The organism is Mycobacterium sp. 4D054, assembly GCF_052245755.1.
Taxonomy (GTDB): Bacteria; Actinomycetota; Actinomycetes; order Mycobacteriales; family Mycobacteriaceae; genus Mycobacterium.
This window is the reverse complement of sequence record NZ_JBQQCF010000064.1, coordinates 1-22,501: the sequence shown is the minus strand read 5'-3', so window position 1 is coordinate 22,501 and position 22,501 is coordinate 1. Positions and strand designations below refer to the sequence as shown.

Genomic DNA, 22,501 nt, shown 5'->3' with positions numbered 1-22,501 from the left:
CCCGGCAACCGACTCCGCATCCAACAGCTCACGCTGATCCTCAGAATGCCCCTGCATCCATTAATCATCTCGAGAACCCAGCCACAAACCCCGCCACCACGCCGGATTAATTCAGCAGACTCCTAGGGCGCCAGAGCCACGATGCGCTCGGCGCGCCGCAACACCGGCATGTCGACCATCTGACCCTCGAACTGGAAAACGCCTCGCTGGGTGCGCGCGGTGTCGAGGACACGGCGGGCCCACTCCACCTCGCCATCGGTGGGTGTGTAGCCGGCCCGGATCACCGCGACCTGAGACGGGTGGATGGCCACCTTGGCGTCGAACCCGACCGCGACGGCGTCGTCGACCTCGGCACGCAGGCCGTCGAGGTTCTTGATGTCGAGATACACCGAGTCCAACGCCAGCCGGCCGTACGCCTTGGCGGCCAGCAACGTCTGCGAACGCACGTGGCGGGCCACCTCGCGGTATGAGCCGTCGGGGTAGCGATTGGCCGTCCCGCCGAGCACGGCGAACAGATCCTCGGCACCCCACATCAGGGCGTACGCGTTGTCCACGCGCGCCAGGTCGACCACATTGAGCGCACCGAGCGGTGTTTCGATGAGCACCACGACCTGCCGGGGGGCGAGCGCGGCGACCTGCTCCGGTGACTCGGTCTTGGCGAGCATCACCGTCGTGTACGACGTGCCGGCCAGCGCCTCGAGGTCGAGTTCGTGGTCGGGGGTGCCGGCGGGGTTGACCCGCACCACAGTGCGCGCCGGATCCAACGGGGTGTCGACGAGCGCTTTGCGCGCGGCCTCGCGATCCTTGGCAGCCACACCGTCCTCCAGATCGAGGATCACGATATCGGCTGCTGCAGCGGCCTTCTCGAATCGCTCCGGCCTGTCAGCCGGGCAGAACAACCACGCGGGACCGACAGCCAGTGCCATCGTCACTCTCCTTCGGGGCGCTTGCGCACCATGGTCTTGCGCGACGCCGTGGCCACGATGTCGCCGTGCTGGTTGCGGCCGGTGTGGGCGAAGGTCACGATGCCCTCGCCCGGGCGGCTCTTGGACTCCCGCTTGTCGACGACCTCGGTCTCGGCGTACAGCGTGTCACCGTGGAACAGTGGCTTCGGGAATGCGACCTCACCGAAACCGAGATTGCCGACGATGGTGCCCTGCGTGAGCTGCGCGACGGACAGACCGACCAGCGTCGAGAGCGTGAACATCGAGTTGACCAGGCGCTGGTGGAACGGCGGCAACGCATCCGAGAACGCGGCGTCAAGGTGTAACGCCTGAGTGTTCATCGTCAGTGTGGTGAACAAGACGTTGTCGGCCTCGGTGATCGTGCGCCCCGGCCGGTGCTGGTAGAGTACGCCGGTCTCGAACTCCTCGAACCAGAGCCCGCGCTGGACGACGATCGTCTTCGGGGTCACATCGCTCATTACAGACCCAGCTCCCGCCCGATCAGCATCAGCTGCACCTCCGTTGTGCCCTCGCCGATTTCGAGGATCTTGCTGTCGCGGTAGTGTCGTGCCACGGGATACTCGTTCATGAACCCGTAGCCGCCGAAGATCTGCGTGGCGTCGCGGGCGTTGTCCATCGCCGCTTCACTCGAGACCAGCTTGGCCACCGCGGCGGCCTTCTTGAAGGGCTTGCCCGCGAGCATCAGCGCGGCGGCGTCGTAGTAAGCCGCGCGGGCGGCGTGCGCCCTGGCTTCCATCCTGGCGATCTTGAACGCGATCGCCTGATTGGTACCGATCGCCCGGCCGAAGGCGTGCCGCTCCTTGGCGTACTTCACGCTTTCGTCGACGCATCCTTGGGCGGCACCGACCGACAGCGCCGCGATCGCGATCCGACCCTCGTCGAGGATCCGCAGGAAGTTGGCATAGCCGCGGCCGCGTTCGCCGAGCAGGTTCTCCTCGGGCACACGCACGTCGTCGAAGCTGAGCGGGTGGGTGTCCGACGCGTTCCAACCGACCTTGTTGTAGGCCGGTTCGGCGGTGAACCCCGGTGTCGGCACCGGCACCAGAATCGACGAGATCTCCTTCTTGCCGCCGGTCTCCCCGGTGACCGCGGTGACCGTGACCAGCTTGGTGATGTCGGTTCCCGAATTGGTGATGAACTGTTTGGACCCGTTGATCACCCAGTGTCCGTCGTCGAGCCGGGCGGTCGTCTTCGTCGCCCCAGCGTCACTACCTCCGCCTGCTTCGGTCAAACCAAAAGCGCCCAAAGCCTTTCCGCTCGCCAGCAGCGGCAGCCACTCCTGCCTCTGGGCCTCCGTGCCGAACCGGTAGACCGGCATCGCACCCAGCGAGACGCCGGCCTCCAGGGTGATCGCCACGCTCTGGTCGACCTTACCCAGCTCTTCGAGCGCCAGGCACAGCGCGAAGTAGTCGCCGCCCATGCCGCCGTACTCCTCGGGGAACGGCAGGCCGAACAACCCCATCTCGGCCATCCCCGAGACCACCTCGTACGGGAACGAGTGCTCTTCGTCGTGCTTGGCCGCGACCGGCGCCACCACGCTCTGCGCGAAATCCCGCACGGTCTTGGCCAGCTGCTCGTAATGGTCGGGAAGTGTCCCGGTGGCCAGGTTATTGTTCATGCGCGATTCGCTCCGCTTCTCGCTGGACTGTCATGACTGCGGCTCCTCGGTTGCCGTTATCCGGGCCAGCACCTGGCCCACTTTCACCTGTTCGCCCGCACCGATCAGCAGGTCGACCACTCCGTCCACGGGGGCGGACAGCGCGTGCTCCATCTTCATCGCCTCGACAGTGACCACGACGGTCCCGGCGGTCACCGTGGCACCGTCCTCCACCCCGACGGCGACTACCGCGCCCGGCATCGGGCTGGTCAGTTCGGCGTCGCCGCTGTGGGCGTCGTCGGGCCGCACGGGGGCTTCCCGGACCTCCTCAACCAGTGTCACCCGTCCCGCACCGCCCAGCCACACCTGATGACCGGCTCCGGCGACGAGGTACTCCGTGCGCACCCCGTCGAGGGTGACGGCCAGCAGGCCGGCGGCCAGAGTCGCACTCAGCGTACGGCTTTCGCCGCCCTCGACGGTGGCCGTGGCCTCCTGGGGTGTGCCGGTCAGCCAGACGTGGTCGGTGCGTTCCCCCGCCCGCAGCCGGATCGGCGTCGGGGCATGCCCGGCGATCCGCCAGCCCGACGGCACCTCCCACGGACTCGCCGGCGCCCCCGGCCATGACCGCAGCCATCGATAGGCCGCCGCCGCGACGAGTTCCGCATCCGTCGCCGGCGCCGGCGCGAAATCCGGCAGCCGTCGATCCAGCAGCCCGGTGTCGAGATTTCCGGCGACCACGTCGGGATCGGCCAGCAGGAAGCGCAGGAACTCCACATTGGTGGTCAGTCCCAGGACCGCGGTATCGCCCAGCGCCCGATCGAGAGCGCGCAGAGCGCCGGGCCGGTCCCCGGCATGGGCGACCACCTTGGCCAGCATCGGGTCGTAGTCGCTGCCGACCACCGTGCCGCGCCTCAGTCCGGAATCCACCCGCACGCCGGGCGCGGCGGGTTCGCGCAGCGCGAGAACATCGCCCCCGGTGGGCAGGAAGTTGCGGTCCGGGTCCTCGGCGTACACACGGGCCTCGATGGCGTGGCCGTCGAGGCGGATGTCCTCCTGCGCCACCGGCAACTTCTCCCCCGCGGCGACACGGACCTGCAGTTCGACCAGATCCAGCCCGGTGACCATCTCGGTGACCGGGTGCTCGACCTGCAATCGGGTGTTCATCTCCATGAAGAAGAACTCATCGGGGCGGTCGGCGGACACGATGAACTCGACGGTGCCGGCACCGGTGTAGTCGACGCTGCGCGCGGTGTCGCAGGCGGCCGCGCCGATACGCGCACGGGTCTGGGCGTCCAGCAGCGGTGACGGGGCCTCTTCGATGACCTTCTGATGGCGACGCTGCAGACTGCACTCGCGCTCACCGAGGTGCACCACATTGCCGTGGGTGTCGGCGAGCACCTGGACCTCGATGTGGCGGGGATTGAGCACGAACCGTTCAAGAAACAGCGTGTCGTCACCGAACGCCGACGCTGCCTCGCGACGAGCACTGGCCAAGGCGGAACCTAGGTCCGCGGCTTCGTGCACCACGCGCATGCCCTTGCCTCCGCCTCCCGCGGAGGGCTTGATCAGCACCGGGAAGCCGACCTCGGCCGCACCGGCGATCAGGTCGTCGTCGGTGAGACCGGGACGGGAGATGCCCGGCACCACGGGAACCCCGAACGCCGACACCGCGGCCTTGGCCGAGATTTTGTCGCCCATGATCTGGATCGCCGACACCGGCGGGCCGATGAACGTGATCCCGGCGTGTTGCAGCGCCTCGGCGAATTGTGCGTTCTCCGACAGGAATCCGTACCCGGGATGCACTGCCTGGGCGCCGGTGCGCTCGACGGCCGACAGCAGTGCATCGATCGACAAGTAGCTCTGCCGCGCCGGCGCGGGCCCGATCCGCACTGCCACGTCAGCCTCGGCGACGTGCCGGGCGCCGGCGTCAGCGTCGCTGAACACCGCCACAGAGCGAATTCCCATGGCGCGCAACGTCCGGATCACCCGAACGGCGATCTCGCCCCGGTTGGCCACCAGGACGGTGTGAAACATCCCGTCGCTGCGCTCGCCCTGGATGTGAAACATCCCGTCGCTGCGCTCGCCCTGGATGTGAAACGTCGTGTGGTTCATATTCCTCACATCCTGAAGACGCCGTAGGACACCGGCTCCAGAGGCGCCTGGGCGGTCACCGAAAGCGCCAGTCCGACAATATCTCTGGTGTCGGCGGGGTCGATGACACCGTCGTCCCAGAGCCGGGCGGTGGAATAGTACGGGTTACCCTGGTCCTCATACTGAGCGCGGATGGGCGCCTTGAACGCCTCCTCCTCCTCTGGCGTCATGTCCCCGCGGACGGTGGCCAGCACCGAGGCGGCCTGCTCGCCACCCATCACCGAGATACGGGCGTTGGGCCACATCCACAAAAAGCGTGGTGAATACGCCCGCCCGCACATCGAGTAGTTGCCGGCGCCGTAGGAACCGCCGATCACCACGGTGAGCTTCGGGACCCGCGCGCACGCCACGGCGGTGACCATCTTGGCACCGTGCTTGGCGATGCCGCCCGCCTCGTAGTCGCGCCCCACCATGAACCCGGAGATGTTCTGCAGGAACAGCAACGGTACGACGCGCTTGTCGCACAGCTCGACGAAATGTGCACCCTTGACCGCCGATTCGCCGAACAACACCCCGTTGTTGGCGACGATGCCGACAGGGTGCCCGTGAATGCGGGCGAATCCGGTCACCAGCGTGGTGCCGTACTCGGCCTTGAATTCGGAAAATTCCCCACCGTCGACGATGCGGGTGATCACCTCGTGCACGTCGTAGGGAACCCGGGAGTCGACCGGGACCACGTCGTAGAGCTCGGTCTGATCGGCGACCGGATCGGCCGCCGGCGCCACCTGCCAGGGCGGCTCGGCCCGGGGCGCCAGCGTGCTCACGATGTTGCGGACGATCCGCAACGCGTCGCGATCGTCGTGCGCCAGGTGGTCGGTCACGCCGGACACCTTGGAGTGCAGGTCGCCGCCGCCGAGTTCCTCGGCGGTCACGACCTCGCCGGTGGCCGCCTTCACCAAGGGCGGACCACCGAGGAAGATGGTGCCCTGGTTGCGGACGATCACGGCCTCGTCGCTCATCGCCGGCACGTAGGCCCCACCCGCGGTGCACGAGCCGAGCACAGCGGCGATCTGCGCGATCCCTTTGGCACTCATGGTCGCCTGGTTGTAGAAGATGCGACCGAAGTGCTCGCGGTCCGGGAACACTTCGTCCTGGCGGGGCAGGAACGCGCCACCGGAGTCCACCAGGTAGATGCACGGCAGACGGTTCTGCAGCGCGATCTCCTGGGCGCGCAGGTGCTTCTTGACCGTGATCGGGTAGTACGTGCCGCCTTTGACGGTGGCGTCGTTGGCCACGATCATGCATTCGCGCCCGGAGACGCGGCCGATCCCGGCGATCATCCCCGCTCCCGGGCACTCGTCGTCATACATGCCGTCGGCGGCCAGCGCGGCCAGCTCCAGGAACGGGCTTCCCGGGTCGAGTAGACCGTCGACGCGATCGCGCGGCAGCAATTTCCCGCGGCTGACGTGGCGCTCGCGTGCGCGCTCAGGACCGCCGAGTGCCGCGGCAGCCAGCTTGCTCCGCAACTGATCGACCAGCGCGACGTGACTGTCGCGGTGAGATGTCCGCGCTGCCATCCGGGAACCACCTTTGAGTTAATGACGGCTAACCGGGTGGTATGTTAAGCACCATTAACTGATGATGTCCAGCACCGACGGGAGGTTCACGTCATGACCACCACGGACGCGACCTCGCCACGCAGCAGGGCCAAGTCCGACCGCCGCGGCCAACTCGTCGCCGCAGCCGAGCGTCTGATCGCCGAACACGGCTATCTTGCGGTGCGACTGGAGGACATCGGGGCGGCCGCCGGTGTCAGCGGTCCGGCGATCTACCGCCACTTCCCCAACAAGGAAGCGCTGCTGGTGGAGTTGCTGGTGGGCATCAGCACCCGCCTGCTGGCCGGCGGAGGCGAGGTGGTCGCGCAGGCCGCCGACGCCGATGCCGCACTGGAAAGGCTGATCGACTTCCATCTGGACTTCGCGTTGGGGGAACCCGACCTGATCCGCATCCAGGACCGCGACCTCGGCAACCTGCCCGCTGCGGCCAAACGCCAGGTTCGCCGCAAGCAGCGGCAGTACGTCGAGATCTGGGTGGAGGTGCTGCGGCGGCGCAACCCGGAACTCACCGAGGCGGACGCGCGACTGATGGCGCACGCGGCGTTCGGGCTGCTGAACTCGACGCCGCACGGCGTGAAACCCGGCCTCACGAAAACGGCCGAGGCCAGCTTCCGGACCGTCCTCAGAACGATGACGGTCGCGGCGCTGACCTCGGCCGGCCTACGCGCGTGAAGCGCTAATACCAGACTTTTCGACCACCGACCGGCCGCCCGACGGAACCGAGCACCCAGAACACGGCGCCGATCACCAGCAGGACCACACCGATGTAGGTGAGGATGGACATGCCAAACACGAGCCCCAGGATCAGCAGGATCGCACCGAGGACGATCATGATGTCACTCTTCCTTCCAGTTTTAATTCAGTTATCCAGTCAGCGATTTACTGGCTGGGTTCGGGGACATTGCAATCCGTCACCTTCGGATTGACTCCCGCGTAATTCAGTGGCCCCGCCACCACCGTTAGTGCAATGCTTCCGGCCGTGGCGCAATTGGCTTCACCACCACTGAAATAGTCACGCTGATATGCGGCGAAGACGCCGATCAATAACCAGACGAGCACAATGACGCCGAGAGCTCCTCGCATGCGTGCCTCCTCCGTCTGCGCGGCCTTGTGGCGCGCAGCTGAGATTTACCCCGCAGAAAATTGCGGTAAACCTCGGCGGCGACAGGTCAATCGGCGAAAGCGTCGGTCAGCCACGCGGTCATGGCTTTTCGCAACACGGCACGGTTCTCGCGTTTGTCGATTTCATGGCCGTCGTCGTCGAACGTCAACAGCTGCACAGGCCTGCCGAGCTCGGTCAGCGTGTCGTACATCTGCTGCGACTCGCTCGGGGGCACGTTGGTGTCGTTGAGGCCGTGCACCAGCAGCAGCGGCGCGGTGATCTTGGCCGCGCGCGGCAGCGGGGACAACCGGTCGAGCAGGTCCTGATCACTGACGGGGTGCCCGTATTTGGGGTACGCCGCGGCGGCGATCCATTGTTCGGTGCTGCGGTACCAGGTGTTCAGATCGCTCATGCCGCAGATGCTGATCCCGGCAGCGAACTCGTCGGGATGGAACGCCAGTGCCGCCTGGGTCAGGTAGCCGCCGTAAGACCAGCCGCAGCACGCCACCCGGTCGGCCGGGGCGTACCCGTTACCCACCAGGAAGCGGGCCGCGTCGGCGACATCGTCGATTGCGGCGAACCGGCGCTCGCGGTCGTCGGCGTGCATGAAGGCCCTGCCGAACCCGCCCGAACCGCGCACATTGGGCAGGAAGACGCAAATCCCCTTGTCCAGCAGCGCCGGGAAGAACTCGTTGTAGCCCGGCCTACCCTGTCCCTCGGGTCCTCCGTGCAGGAACAGCATCGCGCCGATCGTGTCCACGCCGTCGGGAGGACGGAACAGCCAACCGCTGAAGGTCAACCCGTCGCGGGCGATGATCGTCTCCAGCGTGGGGTCAGCCGATACCGGACCACTGCTCGGTTCGCGGTCGACCAGCTGCCATTCACCGGTGCGCGGATCGACCAGCTCGACCGTCGGCGGCTTGGAGGGACCCTCGACGGTCAGAGCCAGCATCGACCCGCCGGCGCTGATACTCAGCTCGCCGGCCACCATGCCGGGCAGCGGGATCGGGTCGTGCAGCGTGTAGTCGGCATACTCCAGGATCTGTAATTCGCTGGCGCCGTGCAGGTTCCACAACATCGCCACCGTCGACAGATCGTCACTGACGACGAACTCATCGAGTTCGTAGCCCGGCCTCTCGGCCAACACCTGGTAGGACACCCCGTCCGCGGTCACGATCACCTCCAGCAGGCGGGCGTGCTGAGCTCCGTTCTCGCTGCGGATCAGCGCACGCACATAGCCTTCGGTGCTGTTGAGGCCGTACTCCTTGGCCGGTTGGTAGAGCTCGGTGGTCTCGCCGTCGGGCCCGGAACGCAACCGGCGCGGACTGTGGTCGTCGAGAATGATCCCCGTGTCGGTGGTGGACCCGGGATCGTATGGCAGCAAGGCGGTTTCGGTGAGACCACGCAGCATGATGAGCTCGCGATAGCCGCGGGGCCCGACCCGCACCAGCGATGCCCCGGCCCAGGCATCGACGAGTCGGCCGCCCGAGCGGCGGTCCAGCACCGTGACGGGCCCACCGGACGGGTCGAGCAGACATGAGCTGCCCACCCCGTCTTCTCCGGTCAGGATCGCAGCGACCAGGGATCCGTCCCAACTGATCAGCTCGGCGGTGCCTTCCACCCCCTCGGGCCAGCTGTCGATCCTGCGCGCGTCGCGGTCGTCAGGATCCGTTGTCACCACCCAGATCTGGCTGCGACTGCCACCCTCGGGGGCCACCTGGCACGCCAACCAGTGCCCGTCGGCGGAGTGCAGCACCCGCGTGACGGAGCCCTCGACGGGGAGCTCGACGTCGCGCGACGAGCTCGCCCGCCACCCACGCAGGAACCGCTGTACCGCCCGCGGGTACCCGCCGTCGTCGACGAGATGGGCGAACGCGGTGGCGTCGGGAGACATCGACGCGCCGTATATCCGGCGTACCTGTTCTGCCACGGTTCCCGATTGTGCACGGTCGGCAGGCGTGATGACGGGGTGGACCGGCGCCGGGGCGCCTTGAGCGGTCGCACAGGTACCCTGCAGCCATGAGGTGGGCATGACGGAGTCACCCTTCGGCCGCGGACGCGAGGAGCAATCCGGCTGGAGCGGACGCGAGGAGCAATCCGGCTGGAGCGGACGCGAGGAGCAGCCGGGCCATCCCGGTTATTCCGGTTACTCCGATCCCGCGTACGCCAGCCAGACGCCGTACGGCCAGGCGTATCAGCCGCCGTCGGCGCCCCGCCCCACAGAGCGCATGCCCGCCTACTCGCCGTACGGGTACGACCCGTACGCGACGGGGCAGTATCCGTCGCCGCAGCCGCCGGGCCAGGGGTCCGAGCCGCCGCCGGAGGGACCGAAGTCGCCGCGCTGGCTGTGGATCGTCGCGGGAGTGGCGGTGCTGCTGGTGATCGGCCTGGTGATCGCACTGGTGATCGTCAACAGCTCGCGGCAACAGACGGTCGTGGCTCCGTTGCCGTCGGCGCCGGAGCCGACGTTCACGACGCCGTCCCCGCCGACGACGTCGCGCACACCGACTACCAGGCCCACGACGCCGGTGCTGCCCGTTCCCACGCTGCCGAGCACGCCGCGGACTTCGCCCACCGCACCGAGGGTGCCGGGCGCCACCGACACCGTCGTCTACACCGTCGACGGCAACGGGCGCGCCATCAACATCACCTACGTCGACACCGGCGGGCTGCTGCAGACCGAGTTCAACGTCATGCTGCCGTGGAGCAAGGAGGTTGCGCTGCCCCGACCCGGCGAGGATTCGGCGAGCATCAGCATCATCAATGTCGGGCGCGAGGTGACCTGTTCGATCACGCTGAACGGCGCGCAGCTCGACCAGCGCACCGGGATCGGCCTGACCATCTGCACCCCGAAGCGCTAAGCCGGTCGCATCCGCCGAGGTACGCGGACCGGCAGGAACAGCAGCAGACCGAGCGTCAGCACCACCACCAGACCGCCCATGCCCGCGCGCTGACTGTCGAAGACGTCGATGAACAGCGAGAACAACCACGGGGCCAGGAACGTCACCGCACGCCCCGCCGTCGTGTAGAGGCCGAACGTCACCCCTTCCTTGCCGTGCGCGCACATGCGCAACATCAGCGTGCGCGCCGAAGACAAGGTGGGGCCGATGAACAGGCACAGCAGCAGGCCGCACACCCAGAACGCCGAAGCCCCGGACAGCGCCATCATCACCAGACCCACAACGATCATCGAGGCCAGCGACACCACGATGACGGGTTTGGAACCCACCCGGTCGTCGGCGCGACCGCCGATCACCGAGCCCAGCGCCGCGACCACGCATGCGGCGACACCGAACAGCAGCACGTCCGCCTGGGACACCCCGTAAACGTTCACCCCGAGCACGGCGCCGAACGTGAAGATCCCGGTGAGCCCGTCTCGGAACACCGCGCTCGCGCCGAGGTAGTAGACGAAGTTGCGGTCGCGCCGCCACTCCTGGCGGATGTCGGTCCAGAGACGGCGGTAAGCCCCGGTGAACCCCACCCGGGTCGAGCGCTCACGACCGGGCACGCGCGGCACCGAGATCAGCAACGGTAGCGCGAACAGTGCGAACCACGCGGCGACCAGCAGCATGGCCGCCCGCACGTTCAACCCGTCCTCGGCGGGCAGCCCCAGCAGCCCGCGGGTGTCCCCGTCGCCGGCGATGAAGCCGACGTAGACCACCAGCAGCGCCAGCACACTGCCGAAATAGCCCAGCGCCAAACCGAATCCGGAGATGCGGCCCGACGTGGACGGCGTCGACAGCTCGCGCAGCATCGCGTTGTAGGGCACGGTGGCCAACTCGCTGCAGGCCGCCGTGCAAGCCAGCAGCACCAGCCCGGGCCACAGGTAGCGGTGGTCGTCGCGGATCAGGCTCATCGACGCGGTCATCACCACGACCAGCCCGGTCAGCAACGCCAGCGCACGTCGGCGGCGGGCCGGTGCGTCCACCCACACGCCGGTCACCGGCGCCAGCACGGCGACGACGAGGCCGGCCAGCGCCAAGGCGCGGCCCAGCCAGCTCGCCGGACTGGTGTCGCCGGGGAGGTCGTCCCCGACCGTCGCGGTCAGATACACCGTGAAGACGAAGGTGATGACGACCGCGTTGATGGCCGTGGCCCCGAAATCCCACAACGCCCAGGCCAACACCCGCGAGCGTGTCGCGGCGTCAGCGGACTGCCCGGTCGCGGGCGACACCTCGCTCATGGACGCTCACGATATAGTCCGGCCCATGCCCGTCCCTGCTCCCAGTGCGGATGCCCGCGCCGTCGTCACAGGTGCGTCCCAGAACATCGGTGAAGCACTCGCCGTCGAACTCGCCCGCCGGGGCCACCACCTGATCATCACCGCGCGTCGGGAGGAGGTGCTCGAAGCGCTGGCCGAGCGCCTGCGCGACAGCTACGGCGTGACGGTCGAGGTGCGTGCCGTCGACCTTGCCGATCCGGTGGCGCGCGGCGCGTTCTGCGACGAGCTGGCCCACCGCAACATCTCCATCCTGTGCGCCAATGCCGGTACCGCGACGTTCGGTGCAGTCGCCTCCCTGGACCCCGCCGAGGAACGGAAGCAGGTGCAGCTCAACGTTCTCGGCGTGCACGACCTGGTGCTGGCGGTGCTGCCGGGCATGGTCGAGCGCGGTGCCGGCGGGATCCTGATCTCGGGCTCGGCCGCCGGTAACTCACCGATCCCGAACAACGCGACGTACGCCGCGACGAAGGCCTTCGCGAACACGTTCAGCGAGTCGTTGCGCGGCGAGGTGAAATCGGCCGGGGTGCACGTCACCGTGCTCGCGCCGGGCCCGGTGCGCACCGAGCTGCCTGACCCCGACGAACAGTCGCTCGTCGAGCGGCTGATCCCCGACTTCCTGTGGATCGACACCGAGTACACCGCCAAGGTGTCACTGGATGGCTTGGAGCGCAACAAGATGCGCGTCGTGCCCGGCGTCACGTCGAAGGCGATGTCGGCGGCCAGCGGCTACGCCCCGCGCGCGATCGTGGCGCCGATCGTCGGCGCGGTGTACAAGAAGCTCGGCGGCGACTGACCCCGCCCCTTTTCCCGCCGAAATCGCATTCCACGCGCGGATGACCGCGATTTCGCCGCGTGGAATGCGATTTCGGCGCGAGTCAGCGCCTGCGCTTGCGGCGGCCGGTGCCGAAGATGCTTCGCGTGATCTCCCGGCCGATGACCGTGCCCGCCGATCGCATCGCGCTCTTGAACGCGGGGCTGTCCATCACGGTCTCGAGGAATCCCGGTCCGGCGGGTTCGGCGGGCGCCGGCATCGGCGGCATGTCCACCGTCGGCGGCACCCAGACCGGAGGCTGCCCGGTGACCGGAGGCTGCCCGGCGACCGGAGGCTGCTCGGCGACCGGAGGTGGCGGCGCGAGCCGGGCGGCCAGCCGTTCGTATGCCGAGTCCCGGTCGATGCTCTGGCCGTACACGGCCTGCAGCGGGCTGGCGGCCGAGGCAGCGGCGATCGCCTCGGGTCCGATAGTGTCCATCAGTGAGCGCGGCGCCCGCATCCTGGTCCAGGCCACGGGGGTCGGCACGCCCTTCTTGGAGAGCACGGTGACGACCGCCTCGCCGATCCCGAGCGACGTGAGCGCCGATTCCAGGTCGTACACGTCGGTTTTCGGGTAGGTGCGGACGGTCTTGGTGAGCGCCTTCTGATCGTCCGGGGTGAACGCGCGCAGCGCGTGCTGGATGCGGGCGCCGAGCTGACTGAGCACCTCTTTGGGGACATCGGTGGGCAGCTGGGTGCAGAACAGCACCCCGACGCCCTTGGAGCGGATCAACTTCACCGTCTGCTCGACCTGCTCCAGGAAGGCCTTCGATGCATCGGCGAACAGCAGGTGGGCCTCGTCGAAGACGAACACCAGTTTCGGCTTGTCGAGGTCGCCCACCTCGGGCAGCGAGGTGAACAGGTCGGCCAGCACCCACATCAGGAACGTCGAGAACATCACCGGCCGGGCGGCCTGGCTGCCGAGTTCCAGCAGCGTGATCACCCCGCGGCCGGACGCGTCCACCCGCAGCAGGTCGTCGGGTTCGAGTTCCGGCTCGCCGAAGAATGTGTCGGCGCCTTCGGCCTCCAGATTGACCAGCGCCCGCAGGATGACCCCCGCCGTGCTCGTGGACACCGCACCGAGCGCCTTCAGCTGCGACTTCCCGTCCTCACTGGTCAGGTATTGGATCACCGACCGCAGGTCTTTGAGGTCCAGCAGCGGCAGCCCCTGTTGATCGGCCCAGTGGAAGATCAGGCCCAGCGTGGACTCCTGAGTCCGGTTGAGGCCCAGCACCTTCGACAGCAGTACCGGGCCGAAGCTGGTGATCGTGGCGCGCACCGGCACCCCGATACCCGAGGTGCCCATTGACAGGAACTCCACGGGATAGGCCGTCGCGGCCCAGCTGTCGCCGGTGTCGGCGGCGCGCTGGTTCACCTGTTCGCCGGGCCGGCCTGGCGCTGAGAGGCCCGACAGGTCGCCCTTGACGTCGGCCATCACCACCGGGACCCCGGCCGCCGACAGCTGTTCGGCGATCACCTGCAGCGATTTCGTCTTACCGGTGCCCGTCGCACCTGCGACCAGGCCGTGCCGGTTGAGCGTGGCCAGCGGGATGCGCACCCGGGCCGCCGGATCACACACCCCGTCGACGACGACGCAACCCAGCTCCAGCGCCGCCCCGTCGGCGGCGTAACCTGCGGCGATCTGCTGCGCGGCAGGCGCGGCCGGCTCGGTGGTCATGCGTCGCACCTTATCCGGGACCAGGCGCGATTGGCCGGGTGTAGTCAGCCCGTGACAGCAAGGGGGCTTACTGTTGAGCGCTGTGCGTGACGAACTGGTGTGGATCGACTGCGAGATGACGGGCCTCGACCTGAAGTCCGACCTTCTCATCGAGATCGCAGTGCTGGTGACCGACTCGGAGCTCAACATCCTCGGCGACGGCCTCGACGTGGTGATCCACGCCGACGACGCGGCGCTGTCGTCGATGATCGATGTCGTCGCCCAGATGCACACCAAGTCCGGGTTGATCGACGAGGTGCGCGCGTCCACCGTCGACGTGGCGACCGCGCAGGACATGGTCTTGACCTACATCCACGAGCACGTCAAGCAGGCCAAGACCGCGCCGCTGGCGGGCAATTCGATTGCCACCGACCGCGGGTTCATCGCGCGGGACATGCCGAAGCTGGACGACTTCCTGCATTACCGCATGATCGACGTCAGCTCCATCAAGGAGTTGTGCCGCCGCTGGTACCCGCGGATCTACTTCGGGCAGCCCGAGAAGGGACTGGCCCACCGCGCGTTGGCCGACATCCACGAGTCGATCCGGGAGCTGCGGTTCTACCGGCAGACCGCGTTCGTGCCGCCGCCCGGGCCGTCGACCAGCGACATTGCCGCCGTCGCGGCCGAGCTGGGGCCCGTCGCCCATGGCGATTCGGCTCCAGAGGACAACAGCAGCTAGTATGACCAAGCCGCACACGCGGCGATGGTGGCTGTAGTTCAGTTGGTAGAGCACCAGGTTGTGATCCTGGCTGTCGCGGGTTCGAGTCCCGTCAGCCACCCCGCAGGTGGGAGAGGGTTTTTGACTCTCCCACCATTTGCGTTTCTGGACCCCTTGCACCCTTAACGCAACCTTAAGGGATACAAGCCCGACGCAACCTGGGCGGCAATTCAGCTAGAAAAGCCCAGATCAGAGCGCGTGCTCAATTCCTCCCGCTCGGCGTGTCGCACCGTGGTCAGCCTGCGGCTTTGCTGCGCCCAGTGAGCGCCATGCTGAACGCCAAGACACTTAGGTTATGGCTACCAATTCACAAAGAAATGCGCTTGTGTCAATTCAGCACGCAGCGGACCACCTGGGCGTCGATCCGCGAACGGTTCGCCGGTACATCGCGCAGGGTCGCTTGAAAGCGCGTCGAATCGGTCCACGGCTGATCAGGATTGAGCGAGGATCTTTAGAGAATCTTGGCCGACCCGTGGGGGGTTTGTGATGAGCGATGACGCAGCAGCGGCGCAATCAGCCCTAGAAGGCCTCTACACGGCAGTCAAATACACCGACGATACGGAAATCATCCGAGACGCCGTTTCAGTGCACACAACGAAGATCAGCCATTTCTTCATGGCGCGACTAGTTGCGAACATGCAGTCACTTGACAGGGCCTCTGCCGCCTGGGACCAGAGGGGCGAACTAACTGGTCCGATGACCGACGCCGAAGCTGACGAGCTAATCGCAGCGAATGAGAAGCTTTCACGGGATCAACTAGTCGATCTTGCGGTCGGTTGCCTTAAGCGTTTCGCGGAGCGCCGGGGTCCGGATCGCTAATCGCAATTGTCTGATATACTTTAACTAGAAGACGAGATATCTTTTCTCGCAACTATTCTCGCGCATCGCGCACCTAAACCCATTGGTAGTAACCAATGTTGGAGCAGAATCATGGATCGACCAGCAATCTACATTCGTCTGCCTGCGAAACTGAACGATAGCTTGCGCAGCCATTCAGAATCCCTTGGCCTAACTCGCCAGGGGTACATCCGTGCCCTGCTGGAGGCCAGTCTAAGTGGTGCGACACAACGCCGGGACGTGTCCGTGTGAGTCTCGATAATCCATTCGCTATGCACTACCAGAGCGTCTGGGAAGAACGTGCTGCACAACGGGATATGCCGATGTGGGCGCGTGTATCGTTCCTAGCGTTTGCTCGGCATAAAGCCAACGGACATGCCATTTTTGCCAAAGGTCAACTGGCGCTGCTGCTTGGCCGGCCCACCGAAGACGGCTTCAAGCCCGCCGACAAGAGCAACGTCCAGCGTGCGATCCGTGCGGCCATTAGCAACAAATGGCTAGATCCTGAGTCCTGTTCTGAATGCTTAGTCGTTCCCTCCCATGCCGTCCAGGGGGGACTGGGATCTGAAAATGAAAAATGTTCAGTGCATGACCGCAAAGCGCATTTGCGACAAAGCCGTAAGGCCAAGTTGGACACCTCTAAAGATAGATCATAGAGAGGCTCGACAAAGGTGCAGGTCAGCGCGTTGCAGGTAGGTCACTCAGTGACCACGAGGTGGGTCAGTAAATGACCTACCTAGGGGCTAAAGGTAGGTCAATCAGCGACCTACCTTCTGGGGTAGGAGCGGGGACGCAATGAAGATCTACACCCGTCACCGTTGCGACCGGAACCACACTACCGCAAGAGCTTTCGTCAAATGCGCGGTGCCACGAGCAAGCATCGTAGGGAACGGCGAGTACGCCACGATCTACTGGTGTGAGTATCCCGCCGCCGTGCTGCTCTCTACCGACGAGGACGCCGCCGTTGACCGCCTCGACGACGCATGCGACGGGCGATGCGTGTTTCGGCACGAGGTCATCAAGATCGACCTAGAGAACCAGAAGAGGATGCAGTTTGTCTGACATCACCGCGACCACACTCGCCGGATTCGGTGGATTCATCGTCGCCTCCAAAGACGACTGCGAACGGGTGCTCAGTCTGGTCACCTCGGCCGGTCAAATGCTGCACTTCGCCCTTACCCGCGAACAACTCTCAGCCCTGGTGTCGAAAGCCATTGAGTTACAGACCATCGAGCTTGAGGCCGGCGAACTGCTGCACGAACTCAAGGTGTACGGCGAATAGTGCGCAGCGTAGGTGACCAAGCCCACCGTGCCCTGTTCCAGCGGGCAAGACGTAGAGGGTTCACCCTGCCACGTAGGCAGATGGAGCGACCCCATTGGTTTGGACGGCTGGACCCCTCGGCGATTCGGCTTCTCATCGAAACAACCGGACCGATGAGCGAGTATGACTATCGGCTACTCCACTTCACAGTCTCAGGCTTCGACCGGCCCCGCCTCCTGCTCGAAGCGTGGCGGCTTCAACTGATCAACGTCGCCACCCTGCGGCAGTATGCGCGGCTCGCTTGGTACGACTGTGAGTTTCCCTATGACGCTCTCGCGGCAGAGGAATGGCGCGACATCTTCGATGCGGCGGGGTTCACAGATGACGGTCAGCCCGCATCCCCGCCCGAGAGCGTACGCCTCTTCCGTGGCGCGCCATATCAGTACCGGCGAGGTTGGGCGTGGTCCGAGTATGCGTTTGTCGCGCTTGCCTATGCGAAGCAGCAGCGCCGAAGCTCGAACGGATCTGGGCCGGCAATGCTGTGGACGACCGTCGCCCCCGGCTCGGCACTACTCTTCGTAGGCGACATTCACCGCGAATATGCCGTCGACACCACTGATCTCATCATCACCCCGGTTGGCGCTGCTGTAGACCCCGACGACTATGCCTCATACGACGAGTACATGCAGGCATTCGCTGAATCGTCTGTGCGGACACGGAGATGGTGAAAAGCCCTAGTCATCTACGAGTATGACCGCCACTATCCAGCGGCCATGCATCGCGTGCGGCGAACTCACGACTTGTGGATCCCGCTGCGCGGACTGTAAACCCAAGCGCACCGCCGCAGCCACACACCACCCCGCCCTGTCCACGAACCGATGGCAGAAGCTCTCAAGACGCCTACGCTCTGCCTCGCCGTTCTGCGAACAATGCGGCTCCACCGAACGACTCCAGGTCGACCACATCGTCAGCCCGCGTGAGGACGCCTCACTCGTGGTACGTCATCGAGAACCTGCGCGTGCTGTGTGCACCCTGCAATGGCCGGCGGAAAGACAACTGCACCGACGAGGAACGGGCAGCCGTGCACGCCCGCATCGCAGCCACCAGTGCGCGACGAGCACGCCGCATTTCCGCAGGTCGTTTTCACGCGGGGAAACCATAGGTCCCGACCTGCACCTTTGCGGCGAGCCAGTGGCCCTGGGGACTACCCCTGACCTGCGCTTTCACCCCACAGTTCGCGCCAAGCGCAGGGACAATTACTCTCCGGTCACCAGACTCCCCCTGCGCGCGGCTTCGCTGGCAATTTCCTCTTGCCGTCAACCGAAGTCCAGGTATCGGCAGTGAAGACTTTGACCGTTCCGTCCTCGCGGTGGATCGCCAACTTGCCGTCTTTTCGTTCGAAGAATTCGTCGCCTGCGCCGTCGAAAGATTCGGACGACCCGTTTGACAAAGTTACCTTGACTGCCATAGCTGAAAGTTTGCCATGAAGGCGGGTCCGAAGTCCGTCACCGACGAGAGCGTTTTGCCCTTCGATTGCGACCTCAGAGGCGCGGAGCGTTTCGCCGCCTGGGTTGAGACGTTTCTGATCGTGCCCAAGGGTCACGGTGTCGGAAAACCAATGCGCCTGCGTGGCTGGCAGGTTGAGATGTTGCGCCCGTTCCTGGACCCCGACCCGCGTCCGGTCGTCGGCGGGATCATGGCCCCCAGGGGTACTGGTAAAACCCAGCTACTCGCCGCACTCGGCCTGTGGTCGGTGTTCGATGGGCCTGACGGTAACGAGATCCCGATTGTCGCCGTCGATGAACGGATGGCGCTGCGACTGCTGAAACCCGCAATTCAGATGGTCGAACTTAACCCTGAGTTGTCCGCCCGCTGCCTTCTCTACCGGGACAGGATCGAGATACCGGGTAAGCGTTCAACATTGACTGCCCTGCCTGCTGAGGCCAAACGCATTGAGGGACTCGGAACGTGGACGTTGGCCCTGGCTGATGAGCTAGGCGAGATCGACTCCGACACGTGGTCGACACTGCTGTTGGGCGCTGGGAAGCTCGATGGCGCGATGGCTCTGGGGATAGGGACCCCGCCCAATAGGGATACGTCGGTGTTGACTGATCTTCGGGATGCCTGCCGCGCCCATCCCGACGACCCGACGATGGCGTTCGTCGAGTTCTCCGCTGACGGTTTCGAGCATCACCCGCCCGAGTGTGTCCATTGTCTAGAAAAAGCGAATCCCCAGCTAGACGACCTGCTGAGTAGGGATCGGGCTGTGGCACTGCTGAAACAGACCACAGTCGGCGAATACAGGCGCAAAAGACTCTGTCAGGTGGTCACCACCAATGAGGCACCGTTCATTCCCGCTGATGTGTGGGACGGGCTCTCTACGGGCCTTGGAATCCCTAGCGGCACCGATGTAGTCGTCGCCTTGGACGGATCGCACAACCGGGACTGCACCGCGCTACTCGTCGGGCAGATCGGCTCGGTGCCGCACTTCGACACCCTGAAGGTGTGGAGCAATCCCGGCACCCCCGGTTGGTCGGTCCCAGTTCTAGAGGTTGAAGAATCCATCAGGCAGGCGTGTCAACGGTGGAATGTGAGAGAGCTTGTAGCCGACCCATTCCGGTGGGCTCGCTCGCTCCAGGTTTTGGCCGGCGAAGGTCTAACCGTCAGTGAGTTTCCGTGGAGTCCGAGCCGCGTCACGCGGGCTACGACCGATCTGCATAGCGCTGCGGTAAACGGAGCATTCACCCATTCTGGCGAAGAGACCTTCCGCTCACACGTGCTTGCTTCCACCGTTCTGGAAACCGATAACGGGCTGCGGATTGGGAAGACCTCGCGGAGTCGTAACGCCGCCAAGGTGGATCTCTGCGCCGCCCTCGTGATGTGTCACTCGCGGGTCACCTGGTATGCCACCCGCCCACAGAAGAAACGCAAGGTGTATTCCTTTTGACAACTCCCGATGTGCTGGTCGCCCATTTGCAGGCGCTCCTAGCTCCGCAGCATCTTTATGCCCGGTTGCGGGACTACTACGAGGGCCGCTCACCGTTGAGCTTCCTCAGTGCAGATCAAAAGGTGGCGCTAAAGAACTTCGACCGGATCTCCTCAAACGTCTGTGAAACCACGGTCACCAGCATTCAGGAACGGCTACGGGTTTCCGGCTTCACCATCACTGATGCATGGGACCTGTACGTTGCCAACAACTTCGATCAGCGGGCAACCAACGTCCACCGTGACGCCCTGCTCTACGGCGGCGGGTACGTGACGGCATGGAAAGACAACCGTGGACGCCCGTCCATCAGTATCGAGTCTCCTGACCGTTTCGTGGTCGTGCGCGATCCCATCACCGACGAAGTGGTTTCTGGCTGCAAAAGGGTGATCACTGACAAGGCTGTGGAGGCGTGGCTGTACTTCGGTGACGAAATTCAGCATTGGCGCGTAGATAGTCCGAGTGCCTCCACTGCGGGTTTCTATCTGGTGGATTCCGTGGAGAACCCGCTAGGTGTTCCGCCTATCGCGGTGGTTGGCCATGAGGGTGAGCGCAGCGTTATCGACAACGTGACCACCCTTCAGGATGCGTTGAACAAGGCTCTGCTTGACGGGCTGACCGCCAGCGAGAGTGCGGCTTTCCCGCGCCGTTGGGCCAGCGGTATCAGCCCCGAGGAACGTCCGGTCCTAGACGATGACGGCAACCCGGTCCTGGACGAGGGCGAGCCGGTGGTGGAGTTGGTCAACCCGCTTACCGAGGATCGGTTGAAAACGTGGATCTCCGACGACGCAGACAGCCGGTTTGGCCAGTTGGACGCAGCCGACCTCAACGCCTTTGAATCGTTGGTGCGGGTGATTATGTCTCAGGTTCAGATGGTCACCGGATTGCCGGCTCATTACGTTGGTGTTCTGCAGAATTCGGTGACATCGGCTGATGCGCTCAGAGCTGCTGAGGCTGCGCTTGTTTCGCGGGTGGAGGCCAAACAACTGCATTACGGGACAGGGCATGAACGACTGGCTCAGCTCCTGTTGGCGATCCGTGACGGCGGTGAGCCCGACGACATCCCCGTCCGCGTGCAGTGGGCACCCGCCGATACTCGCTCTGTCGCACAGGAAATGGACGCCACCGTGAAGGCCGTGCAGGCGGGGATCTATCCCGTCACCTACGCCTTGGCGAAGCTCGGGCACAACGAAGACGAAATTCAAAAGATCATGGCTGACCGCGAGGCAGAGATCCGTACCGGCCAGCGTGCCGAAATGGACAGCTACCTTCGCCTTCAGATGGGAATGGGATAAGTGGACGAAAACGACGCCCCAGTTGACACAGAGACGGACGAAACCAACCTCACCGAGGTGGATACGCCCGAGACTGACACCGATTCGGCACAAGCGAATACAGACACGTTCTCTCGTGAGTATGTTGAGGGTCTGCGCAAGGAGAGCGCCGGATACCGCGACCGCGCCAAGACCGCTGAAACTCGTGTAGACGAGCTCAGCAGGGCACTGTTCCTCGCCAAGGTTGCCGCAACCGGAAAGCTCTCCGACCCAACCGACCTGGAATACAACGCCGATCTGTTGGACGACCCCGAAGCACTCGACATAGCGATTGACGTCCTCACCGAATCTAAGCCCCACCTGAAAGCCCGGAAGATCACAGGCGATGTGGGACAAGGTAGTCGCGGCAAGGGTGAACAGCCCTTCTCTCTACTTCAGGCCCTGAAAGGGCTGTGAGACAATAGATGTAGGAGGTCAGGTGCCTCTGCATCCTTCCGGGGCCTGGTGCCCAGATCCATCATCCGTGCCTGATGCGCGGGTTTCACTTTCAAGAATCCGATAAGGACAATCAATGGCCATTGAGGTCACTTCAGGCAACACCACGTTGCTTCAGTCCCAGGTTGCTAACCTGCTGGTGCAGCCCTTGGAGCAGGCGAGCACATTCCTTGCTGCCGGCCCGCAGATCTTCGACACCTCTGATCAGCTTCGCATCCCGCGTATCGCCTCTGGTGTGACCGCTGGCTTCGTCGCTGAAGGTGCCCAGATCACCGATGGTGACGTATCTTTCGATGAAGTCACGTTGCTGCCCTCCACCCTTAAGTCACTGAAGGTGCTGGTGCGCTTCTCCAATGAGATGGCACGTCAGAGTGTTGTAGCTTTGGAACAGACCTTGCGGACCCGCCTCGTTACCGATGTGGCGAACGCTTTGGACGCCGCCCTGTGGGATGGCACGGGAACGTCGAACACCATCAAGGGCATTCTGCGGGCTACCGGCATTGCCACCGGCGTGCTGGATCTCGCCGACGCCGACTCACTGATCGACGGCCTTGCCACCGCCCAGGCGAACAAGGTCACCCCTTCGCATTGGGTGATGGCATCTGACAGCTTCGCCAAACTGCGGAAGCTGAAGATTGCCGTGCCCGACGAGACGAACGGTGTCGCTACCTACAACCAGTACTTGTTTGTCGTCTGCCAGGAGGATGGGACCAGTGTGAGCTGATTTTGCCAGGGTGATGGGACCACCTGGATTGCCAGTTATGGGACCACCGGCGCGTCGCGTCGGTGGTCCCTTCATCTGTTCGTTTGAT

Annotated in this window: 25 protein-coding genes and 1 tRNA gene; 15 read left to right on the top strand and 11 right to left on the bottom strand. The window is 65.0% G+C overall.

Translation table 11 applies throughout. The annotated features are described in order from the left end of the window. Window positions 1-122: 122 nt before the first annotated feature. From ACTWP6_RS27450 to ACTWP6_RS27430, 5 genes are all read right to left on the bottom strand, one after another. Entirely contained in the window at window positions 123-926 is an 804-nt protein-coding gene (locus ACTWP6_RS27450; RefSeq protein ID WP_443189360.1) for an HpcH/HpaI aldolase/citrate lyase family protein, read from the bottom strand. Between the two features lie 2 nt (window positions 927-928). Then, complete coding sequence (locus ACTWP6_RS27445; protein WP_260754379.1) at window positions 929-1,423, bottom strand: MaoC family dehydratase; 495 nt, start codon at window positions 1,421-1,423, stop codon at window positions 929-931. Beyond that, window positions 1,423-2,583, bottom strand: coding sequence for an acyl-CoA dehydrogenase family protein (locus tag ACTWP6_RS27440; RefSeq protein ID WP_260754380.1), 1,161 nt, complete (start codon window positions 2,581-2,583; stop codon window positions 1,423-1,425). Before ACTWP6_RS27440 ends, ACTWP6_RS27445 begins: the two co-directional genes overlap by 1 nt. Before the next feature lie 30 nt (window positions 2,584-2,613). After that, window positions 2,614-4,596: an ATP-binding protein gene (locus ACTWP6_RS27435; protein ID WP_443189361.1), complete on the bottom strand. Its 1,983-nt coding sequence runs from the start codon at window positions 4,594-4,596 to the stop codon at window positions 2,614-2,616. An 83-nt stretch (window positions 4,597-4,679) separates the two neighbouring features. Then, entirely contained in the window at window positions 4,680-6,230 is a 1,551-nt protein-coding gene (locus ACTWP6_RS27430) for a carboxyl transferase domain-containing protein (protein ID WP_443189359.1), read from the bottom strand. 93 nt (window positions 6,231-6,323) lie between these two features. Between ACTWP6_RS27430 and ACTWP6_RS27425 the strand changes: the two genes are divergently transcribed. Then, window positions 6,324-6,941, top strand: a complete 618-nt coding sequence (locus ACTWP6_RS27425) for an SACE_7040 family transcriptional regulator (RefSeq protein ID WP_260754383.1) — start codon at window positions 6,324-6,326, stop codon at window positions 6,939-6,941. A gap of 4 nt (window positions 6,942-6,945) precedes the next feature. Here ACTWP6_RS27425 and ACTWP6_RS27420 read toward each other — a convergent pair whose 3' ends face one another. The 3 genes from ACTWP6_RS27420 to ACTWP6_RS27410 all read right to left on the bottom strand — a co-directional run bounded on the left by ACTWP6_RS27420 (window position 6,946) and on the right by ACTWP6_RS27410 (window position 9,265). Beyond that, complete coding sequence (locus tag ACTWP6_RS27420; protein ID WP_260754386.1) at window positions 6,946-7,101, bottom strand: hypothetical protein; 156 nt, start codon at window positions 7,099-7,101, stop codon at window positions 6,946-6,948. A 47-nt stretch (window positions 7,102-7,148) separates the two neighbouring features. After that, complete coding sequence (locus ACTWP6_RS27415; protein ID WP_260754388.1) at window positions 7,149-7,352, bottom strand: hypothetical protein; 204 nt, start codon at window positions 7,350-7,352, stop codon at window positions 7,149-7,151. Window positions 7,353-7,438: 86 nt separating this feature from the next. Next, window positions 7,439-9,265: an alpha/beta fold hydrolase gene (locus ACTWP6_RS27410; RefSeq protein ID WP_260758194.1), complete on the bottom strand. Its 1,827-nt coding sequence runs from the start codon at window positions 9,263-9,265 to the stop codon at window positions 7,439-7,441. A gap of 130 nt (window positions 9,266-9,395) precedes the next feature. On the opposite strand from ACTWP6_RS27410, the gene ACTWP6_RS27405 reads away from it, so the two are divergent. Beyond that, window positions 9,396-10,232, top strand: coding sequence for a hypothetical protein (locus ACTWP6_RS27405; protein WP_396884589.1), 837 nt, complete (start codon window positions 9,396-9,398; stop codon window positions 10,230-10,232). Here the strand turns inward: ACTWP6_RS27405 and ACTWP6_RS27400 are convergent. Next, on the bottom strand, window positions 10,229-11,554 hold the full coding sequence (locus tag ACTWP6_RS27400) for an MFS transporter (RefSeq protein WP_260754391.1): 1,326 nt from the start codon (window positions 11,552-11,554) through the stop codon (window positions 10,229-10,231). The genes ACTWP6_RS27405 and ACTWP6_RS27400 overlap by 4 nt on opposite strands. A 25-nt stretch (window positions 11,555-11,579) precedes the next feature. On the opposite strand from ACTWP6_RS27400, the gene cmrA reads away from it, so the two are divergent. Beyond that, a complete protein-coding gene (gene cmrA / locus ACTWP6_RS27395; RefSeq protein ID WP_260754392.1) occupies window positions 11,580-12,386 on the top strand; it encodes a mycolate reductase in 807 nt (268 codons plus the stop codon). 82 nt (window positions 12,387-12,468) lie between these two features. Here cmrA and ACTWP6_RS27390 read toward each other — a convergent pair whose 3' ends face one another. Next, window positions 12,469-14,082 (bottom strand): DUF853 domain-containing protein, encoded by a 1,614-nt coding sequence (locus ACTWP6_RS27390; protein WP_260754393.1) that lies wholly within the window; start codon window positions 14,080-14,082, stop codon window positions 12,469-12,471. An 82-nt stretch (window positions 14,083-14,164) separates the two neighbouring features. Here ACTWP6_RS27390 and orn point away from each other — a divergent pair, with 82 nt between their 5' ends. From orn to ACTWP6_RS27350, 8 genes are all read left to right on the top strand, one after another. Next, the gene (gene orn, locus ACTWP6_RS27385; RefSeq protein ID WP_260754395.1) at window positions 14,165-14,800 is read left to right on the top strand and encodes an oligoribonuclease; all 636 of its coding nucleotides are present in this window, start codon (window positions 14,165-14,167) and stop codon (window positions 14,798-14,800) included. 27 nt (window positions 14,801-14,827) lie between these two features. Next, a tRNA-His gene (locus ACTWP6_RS27380) sits at window positions 14,828-14,900 on the top strand. Between the two features lie 234 nt (window positions 14,901-15,134). Continuing rightward, entirely contained in the window at window positions 15,135-15,326 is a 192-nt protein-coding gene (locus ACTWP6_RS27375; RefSeq protein WP_443189358.1) for a helix-turn-helix domain-containing protein, read from the top strand. Then, entirely contained in the window at window positions 15,326-15,658 is a 333-nt protein-coding gene (locus tag ACTWP6_RS27370; protein WP_443189357.1) for a hypothetical protein, read from the top strand. Before ACTWP6_RS27375 ends, ACTWP6_RS27370 begins: the two co-directional genes overlap by 1 nt. A 266-nt stretch (window positions 15,659-15,924) precedes the next feature. Then, complete coding sequence (locus ACTWP6_RS27365; RefSeq protein WP_443189356.1) at window positions 15,925-16,332, top strand: hypothetical protein; 408 nt, start codon at window positions 15,925-15,927, stop codon at window positions 16,330-16,332. Between the two features lie 139 nt (window positions 16,333-16,471). Next, window positions 16,472-16,738, top strand: coding sequence for a hypothetical protein (locus tag ACTWP6_RS27360; protein ID WP_443189355.1), 267 nt, complete (start codon window positions 16,472-16,474; stop codon window positions 16,736-16,738). Beyond that, window positions 16,731-16,958 (top strand): hypothetical protein, encoded by a 228-nt coding sequence (locus tag ACTWP6_RS27355; protein ID WP_443189354.1) that lies wholly within the window; start codon window positions 16,731-16,733, stop codon window positions 16,956-16,958. The genes ACTWP6_RS27360 and ACTWP6_RS27355 overlap by 8 nt, the downstream gene beginning before the upstream one ends. 152 nt (window positions 16,959-17,110) lie before the next feature. Further along, window positions 17,111-17,665, top strand: a complete 555-nt coding sequence (locus ACTWP6_RS27350) for a hypothetical protein (RefSeq protein ID WP_443189353.1) — start codon at window positions 17,111-17,113, stop codon at window positions 17,663-17,665. A gap of 539 nt (window positions 17,666-18,204) precedes the next feature. Here the strand turns inward: ACTWP6_RS27350 and ACTWP6_RS27345 are convergent. Next, the gene (locus ACTWP6_RS27345) at window positions 18,205-18,405 is read right to left on the bottom strand and encodes a hypothetical protein (protein ID WP_443189352.1); all 201 of its coding nucleotides are present in this window, start codon (window positions 18,403-18,405) and stop codon (window positions 18,205-18,207) included. A 15-nt stretch (window positions 18,406-18,420) separates the two neighbouring features. Between ACTWP6_RS27345 and ACTWP6_RS27340 the strand changes: the two genes are divergently transcribed. The 4 genes from ACTWP6_RS27340 to ACTWP6_RS27325 all read left to right on the top strand — a co-directional run bounded on the left by ACTWP6_RS27340 (window position 18,421) and on the right by ACTWP6_RS27325 (window position 22,413). Further along, window positions 18,421-19,884, top strand: a complete 1,464-nt coding sequence (locus tag ACTWP6_RS27340; RefSeq protein WP_443189351.1) for a terminase — start codon at window positions 18,421-18,423, stop codon at window positions 19,882-19,884. Further along, window positions 19,881-21,215: a phage portal protein gene (locus ACTWP6_RS27335; RefSeq protein WP_443189350.1), complete on the top strand. Its 1,335-nt coding sequence runs from the start codon at window positions 19,881-19,883 to the stop codon at window positions 21,213-21,215. The genes ACTWP6_RS27340 and ACTWP6_RS27335 overlap by 4 nt, the downstream gene beginning before the upstream one ends. Beyond that, window positions 21,216-21,650, top strand: coding sequence for a hypothetical protein (locus ACTWP6_RS27330; protein ID WP_443189349.1), 435 nt, complete (start codon window positions 21,216-21,218; stop codon window positions 21,648-21,650). Between the two features lie 115 nt (window positions 21,651-21,765). Continuing rightward, window positions 21,766-22,413 carry a phage major capsid protein gene (locus ACTWP6_RS27325; protein ID WP_443189348.1) on the top strand — a complete coding sequence of 216 codons (648 nt, stop codon included), beginning with the start codon at window positions 21,766-21,768 and terminating at the stop codon, window positions 22,411-22,413. Window positions 22,414-22,501: the final 88 nt, after the last annotated feature.